The sequence below is a fragment of the Oceanibaculum pacificum genome (genome assembly GCF_001618175.1).
In the GTDB taxonomy this organism is placed as follows: domain Bacteria; phylum Pseudomonadota; class Alphaproteobacteria; order Oceanibaculales; family Oceanibaculaceae; genus Oceanibaculum; species Oceanibaculum pacificum.
This window is the reverse complement of the sequence record NZ_LPXN01000078.1, coordinates 1-6,001: the sequence shown is the minus strand read 5'-3', so window position 1 is coordinate 6,001 and position 6,001 is coordinate 1. Positions and strand designations below refer to the sequence as shown.

General features: G+C 66.5%; 7 protein-coding genes. 3 read left to right on the top strand and 4 right to left on the bottom strand.

Features of this window, described 5'->3' with window-relative positions; all coding sequences use genetic code 11:
* Nucleotides 1–83: 83 nt before the first annotated feature.
* From AUP43_RS05550 to AUP43_RS05540, 3 genes are read right to left on the bottom strand one after another with little or no spacing between them, the layout of a single operon-like run.
* Complete coding sequence (locus AUP43_RS05550) at nucleotides 84–1,340, bottom strand: MFS transporter (RefSeq protein ID WP_084462584.1); 1,257 nt, start codon at nucleotides 1,338–1,340, stop codon at nucleotides 84–86.
* Nucleotides 1,341–1,345: 5 nt separating this feature from the next.
* The gene (locus AUP43_RS05545; protein ID WP_067553615.1) at nucleotides 1,346–2,701 is read right to left on the bottom strand and encodes an FAD-dependent oxidoreductase; all 1,356 of its coding nucleotides are present in this window, start codon (nucleotides 2,699–2,701) and stop codon (nucleotides 1,346–1,348) included.
* A gap of 46 nt (nucleotides 2,702–2,747) precedes the next feature.
* Entirely contained in the window at nucleotides 2,748–3,173 is a 426-nt protein-coding gene (locus AUP43_RS05540) for a PadR family transcriptional regulator (protein WP_232314885.1), read from the bottom strand.
* 388 nt (nucleotides 3,174–3,561) lie between these two features.
* Here AUP43_RS05540 and AUP43_RS05535 point away from each other — a divergent pair, with 388 nt between their 5' ends.
* The 3 genes from AUP43_RS05535 to AUP43_RS05525 are packed head-to-tail and all read left to right on the top strand — an operon-like array spanning nucleotide 3,562 to nucleotide 5,217.
* Complete coding sequence (locus tag AUP43_RS05535) at nucleotides 3,562–4,164, top strand: response regulator (protein WP_232314884.1); 603 nt, start codon at nucleotides 3,562–3,564, stop codon at nucleotides 4,162–4,164.
* Nucleotides 4,165–4,194: 30 nt separating this feature from the next.
* Nucleotides 4,195–4,698 (top strand): hypothetical protein, encoded by a 504-nt coding sequence (locus tag AUP43_RS05530; protein WP_067553611.1) that lies wholly within the window; start codon nucleotides 4,195–4,197, stop codon nucleotides 4,696–4,698.
* A gap of 21 nt (nucleotides 4,699–4,719) precedes the next feature.
* The gene (locus AUP43_RS05525; RefSeq protein ID WP_067553609.1) at nucleotides 4,720–5,217 is read left to right on the top strand and encodes a hypothetical protein; all 498 of its coding nucleotides are present in this window, start codon (nucleotides 4,720–4,722) and stop codon (nucleotides 5,215–5,217) included.
* A gap of 4 nt (nucleotides 5,218–5,221) precedes the next feature.
* On the opposite strand, the gene AUP43_RS05520 is transcribed toward AUP43_RS05525, so the two are convergent.
* Nucleotides 5,222–6,001 (bottom strand): TIGR00282 family metallophosphoesterase (locus AUP43_RS05520; protein WP_067553607.1); only part of this gene is annotated, 780 nt, incomplete at its 5' end.

The window sequence follows — 6,001 nt, the reverse complement described above, 5'->3', positions numbered from 1 at the left end:
CCCTTCCGGGGCGAGGGATGCTGCAGCTTGGCGAATGCAATGAGCCTAGCGAAAGCCGGGTGAGGGGAGATTTCGCGCCGCCCCTAAGCCGTTTCCGGCTTCGGCGTGCCGGCGAGCCAGAAGGCGATGGCGGCGATGGCGGAGAGGATGATGAGCGCCAGCAGCACATCGTCGTAACCGCCGGTCCATTCCCACAGCAACGCCGCCAGGATCGGCCCGGCCGCCTTGGTCAGCGTTGCCGGCATGTACATCGCCCCATTCACCGTGGCATAGGCGTCGCGGGTCAGCAGTTCCGGCACGATGGTGGCGCGCACGATGGTCATGACGCCGTTCGCCGAGCCGTACAGAATGGCGAAGCCGAACAGCACCAGCGGCGTGGTCGGCAGCGCCCACAGCACGAACACCGCCAGCACCATCAGCGTGAAGACGATCCGCCCGGCCACGGCGGAACTCATGCGCGGCCCCAGGCTCATCAGCACGATGCGGCCAACCACCTGCATCGGGCCGATCACCGACATCGCGCCGATGATCACGCCCATCGGCACCTGCCGGTCGCTCATCATCGGCACCAGATGGAACAGCATGGCGGCCAGATAGCCGCTGTAGCAGACGAAGGCGATCAGCAGCGCCCAGAATTTCGGCTGCCGGCTGAGCTGGCCCAGCAGCTTGCCGCCGCCCAGCTTGGGCGTGGCGGTTGCCTGCGCCGGCGCGGCCGGCTCCTCGACGCTGCCATACGTGCCCGACAGCACCACGATATGGATGACCGCGCAGACCAGGAAGTTGAAGGCAGCGAGCCCCAGCAGGGCCGTGCGCCAGTCCCACAGCTCGATCATCAGCTGGGTCAGCGGAATGAAGGCGGTGCTGGCCAGCCCGCCGATCAGCGTCATCGCGGTGATGCCCTTGCGGTATTTCCGGCCCAGCCGCACCGCCAGCACCGCGAAGGCCGGCTCGTAGAGGGTGGAGGCCAGCGCCACGCCCATCACCGCCCAGATCGCATAGAAGGCGACGACGCTTTCGGTGAAGGCCCAGATCGTCAGCACGCTGCCGCCGAGCAGCGAGCCGACGGTCATCACCAGCCGGGCATGCCCGCGGTCTATCGCCATGCCGACCGGCAGGGCGGTCAGCCCGGACACCAGCAGGCCGACCGACAGCGCGCCGTTGATGGTGGCCCGCGACCAGCCCAGCGCCTGCTCCATCGGCACCACGAACAGCGAGAAGCTGTAGAACAGCGCGCCCCAGGAGATCAGCTGCGCGGTCGCCAGCGTCAGCACCATGATCCAGCTCTGGCGGCTAAGGCTGTTATCCGGTTTGGCGGAAGGGGAATCGGCGTCAGCCGGCATGAGGGTCAACCACAACAGGAAACGGGCTTCTTGGGCGCCGGACAGCACCCGCCCCCAGTGTCGGCAAGGACCGGCGCGACCGCACCCGCCAATTGGGTATTGCAGATTCCCGTTTCCGGCAGTTCAAGCTCGACCTTATCGGCCGCTTGTCGATCCCCGGCCAGCATGGCGACGATGGAGCGCACCTGTTCGTGCCCGGTCGCCAGCAGGAAGGTCGGCGCACGGCCATAGCTTTTCATGCCGGCGATATAGAAGTCCGGTTCCGGATGCGCCAGATCGCGCGCGCCGTGCGGGCGCACCGTGCCGCAGGAATGCAGGTTGGGGTCGATCAGCGGCGCCAGCGCCGCCGCGCATTCCAGCGCCGGGTCCAGCCCCAGCCGCACCTCGCGCAGGAAGGAGAGGGCGGGCCGGAAGCCGGTCGCCACCACCACCCGGTCGGCGATCGTGGAAACCGGGCCGGCGGCGCCGGTCCCGCTGACGGTTAGTGCGCCGCCGTCCTTGCCCTGCTCCACGGCGGTGGCGCGGAACGGGGCGAGCAGCGTGACCGCGCCTTCCTCCACCGCCGCCTTGGCCCGGCTGCCGAGATCGCCGCGCGCCGGCAGGGCATCGGCCGCCCCGCCGGCGAAGGCGCGTTGCGGATCGGCCCGGCGCACCGCCCAGGCAATCGCCGTTTCCGGCGCTTCCTGCTTCAGCGCCAGCAGGTCGAGCAGCACATTGATCGCCGAATGGCCGCTGCCCACCACCAGCACCCGCCTGCCGGCATAGGCGGCGCGGTCACCGCCAAGCACATCGGGAATGCCATAGGCGAAGCGGTCGGCGGCAGCGGCCTCGCCCGGCACGGCATAGCCGCCGGCACCCAGCGGGTTCGGCGCGGTCCAGGTGCCGCTGCAATCGATCACGGCGGCGGCGCGCAGCGTCTCCACCGCGCCGTCGGCGGTTTGCACCTGCACCAGGAAGGGCAGATCGGCGCGGCCGGCATCGCTCACCTTGTCCTGCGCCTCGCGGCCGAGGGCGATCGCCCGGACGCCCAGGCGCAGATGCGGCGCGATCTGCGGCACGGCGGCCAGCGGCTCCAGATAGTCGCGCAGCAGTTCGCGCCCGGTGGGCAGATGCTCGGGATCGGGCGCGACCCAGCCCGCCCGCTCCAGCAGCGCCCGGGCCGCCTTGTCGGTATTGTAGCGCCAGGGCGAGAACATCCGCACATGGCCCCAGCGCCGCACGCTGTCGGCGACATGCCCGCCCGCCTCCAGCACCAGGAAGGACAGGCCGCGCGTCGCCAGATGCGCCGCCGCCGCCAGGCCCACGGGGCCGCCGCCAATGACCAGAACCGGCAAGGGGCTTTCAGGGGTTAGGGGCATCATCTTCTCCTTAAGCATCGAGGCTCGATGTATTAAGCGCAAAAAAAATTTACCCGCAGCAATCCTTGGCCGGGTCGGCATCGACGGCCAGCAGGCGGTCGCTTTCCTGCAGGCACTGGGTGACCTCCATCCAGGAGCCGACGGCGACGCGGAACGCCTCGCGCCCCAGATCGGTCAGCGCATAGACCTTGCGCTCCCGGCCCTGCACGATCTCGGCCGAGACGGTGACATAACCGCCAGCCTCGAAATCCTTCAGCACCGGATAGATCGTGCCCTCGCCGGGGGAGCAGCAGCCATTGGTCAGGCTCTCCACCGCGCGCGCCACCTCATAGCCATGCATCGGCCGGCGATACAGCGCGTTCAGGATGAAGAATTTCGACAGGCTCATCTTGATCAGCCCGTTCCAATAGGTCGGGCTGGTATAGTCGGTGGCCGGGCGTGACGCCAGCGCCGGGTGCATTGAGGGGCGAGGCATGGCGATATGCTATACCTTGACCCTCGATGGGTCAAGGTGCTGGCGGCGACCTCTGGACAAAAAAGATGGCCGCCCTCGAAAGAGGACGGCCAGTCAGGGAGACGAGAAGCAAGAGCCCGGGACCCTATGAGTTGTTATTAGATGTAACAACCCATCGAGTCGCATGCCTACCCTCTCCTGACGCATAGGTCAGGATTCGCCGGCACTAGGTGCGGACCCGAAAGGAGACCCGGCGACTGTAGGGCGGCCGGAGGGTCGCCGGGATAGGCGGTATTTTTAGACAATTTGCTTTTTATTGCTTTGCACCTCGAAGTACGGCAGAATCATTGCCGTTCCCGCGCTGAGGGCTATCCTGGGCCAACTAGAACCGGCTGGTACCGAACATCCAATGATGGGCGCCTATAATTTCGAACGCATGACCGTGCTGGTGGTCGACGACAACCGGCATATGCGCGTGCTTGTCCGCACGATCCTGGAATCGCTGGGCTGCCGTAACATCGTCGAGGGCAAGCACGGCCAGGATGCGATGGAGAAGATGACGCATTACCGGATCGATCTGGTCATCGTCGATTGGAACATGGAACCGATGGACGGCATCCAGTTCAGCCGCTGGGTCCGCAACAGCGCCGACAGTCCCGACCCCTTCACGCCGATCATCATGCTGACCGGCCACACCGAGAAGGAAAAGGTGCTGGGCTCGCGCGATGCTGGCGTGACCGAATTCATGGCCAAGCCGGTGACGGCGCGCGCGCTGTACACCCGCATCGTGTCGATCATCGAGACGCCGCGCCCCTTCATCCGCACCGAGCATTATTTCGGACCGGACCGCCGCCGCCAAATCCTGCCCTATCCGGGGGAGGATCGCCGCGTCACCACGCCGACGCCGGCCAAGGCCGCCGCCCCGAAAAGCTCGACCACGCAGCTCACCAAGGAGAAGCTGGATGCGCTGCAAAAGGCGCAGGCGCGCATGAAGACCATGTCGAACCGCTGATCGGCGCCCCCTGGACGGGATGGATGAACCATGACGACGCAGAAAAAGCCGAACAAGAATTTTGAGGTCATCCAACCCCGGACGACGTTGAAGGATCTTGTCGGCAGCGCGGGCAAGGGCGTCGATCCGAAGATGCTGGCGAAGGCGGAAACGGCGGTGAACGTGCTGCTGGACGCCACTGACTTTTCCGGCCAGACGTCGGAAAGCCTGGACCGCCTGGTCGCCGCCTACGAACATGCGCTGAAGACGGCGCAGGACGGCGCGCATACGGCGCTGCACGAAATCTATGAAGTGGCGCACGATATGCGCGGCGAGGGCGGCAGCTACGGCTTCCCGCTGGTCACGCGCATCGGCGATTCGCTGTGCAAATATCTCGACAGCTTGCAGAAGCCCGAGGAGCTGAGCTTCCAGGTGATCAAGCTGCATATTGATTCGCTGCGGGCCGTGGTCCGCATGAACCTGAAGGGCCGGGGCAACCAGATGGCGCAGGAAATTGTCGACGGGCTGGAAAAAATCGTCGGCACGCGCCCATAAGATTTAGCTGGGGAGTGCAGCATGTCGGACGAACAGAAGGATCGGAAGATCGAGATCATCCATCCGCCAAACCGGCTCAAGGCCCGTGTCTCCGTGGCCGGCGGCGGTGGCGGCATCGATAACGAGCTGTTGCGCCGGGCCGAGAGCGCGGTCGCGCGCTATACCTCCGAGACGGATTTCGCCGAGGATATCCACGGCGACATCATCCGCCTGCAGGAGGCGCTGACCTCGCTGGAGCGGCTGCAGGACAACCAGGCCGAATTCCTGATGGCGATGTACGAGATCGCGCACGACATTCGCGGCGTCGGCGAGACCTTCGGCTACCCCATCGCCAGCCGGCTCGCCAACTCGCTCTGCCGCTTCCTGGAAGGGCGGATGCATGTGAGCCCGGCGGAGAAGGAAATTCTGGGCGCCCATATCGACGCGCTCAGCATGGTCATCGAACGCAAGCTGCAGGGCGATGGCGGCGATGACGGCCGGGATCTGGTCGAGGCGATCGAAAGCCTGGTCGAGGAGTAAGCGCCTATAGCGGCTGCGGCGTGGCGGCGGCCAGCCTGCCGCCGCGCCGCACCGGCGCCACCTGCCGGGCCAGCCCGGTGCGGTCGTCGGTTTCGACGAACACGCCGCACAGCGTGCCCTCCCCCGTACTTGGCTCCAGCCGTTCGCCCGGCAGCTTGCGCACGAATCGGGCGGTGGCGATATCCTTGCGCATGCCGATGACGCTGTCGTAATCGCCGCACATGCCGGCATCGGTCTGATAGGCCGTGCTGCCGGGCAGGATCTGCGCATCGGCCGTCGGCACATGGCTGTGGGTGCCGACCACCAGCGAGGCCCTGCCATCGCACCAATGGCCCATCGCCATCTTCTCGCTGGTCGCCTCGGCATGCATGTCGACGATGGTGGCCTGCACCCCGCCGCCCAGCACATTCTGCGACAGCTCGCGGTCGACGGCGCGGAACGGGTCGTCCAGCGGGTCCATGAACAGCCGCCCCATGGCGTTCACCACCAGCACCTTCCTGCCCGATTGGCTGGTATAGACATGCCCGCCCTTGCCCGGCGTGCCGGCGGGATAATTCACCGGGCGCAGCAGGCGCGGGTCGGAATTGATATAGGCCAGCGTCTCGCGCTGGTCCCAGGCATGGTTGCCGGTGGTCACCACATCGGCGCCCAGCGCGTAGAATTCCTCGCAGATTTTCTGGGTGATGCCGAAGCCGCCGGCGGCGTTCTCGCCATTGATGACGATGAAGTCCAGCTTCAGGTCGCGCCGCAAATCCGGCAGATGGTCGGCGACCGCCTGGCGGCC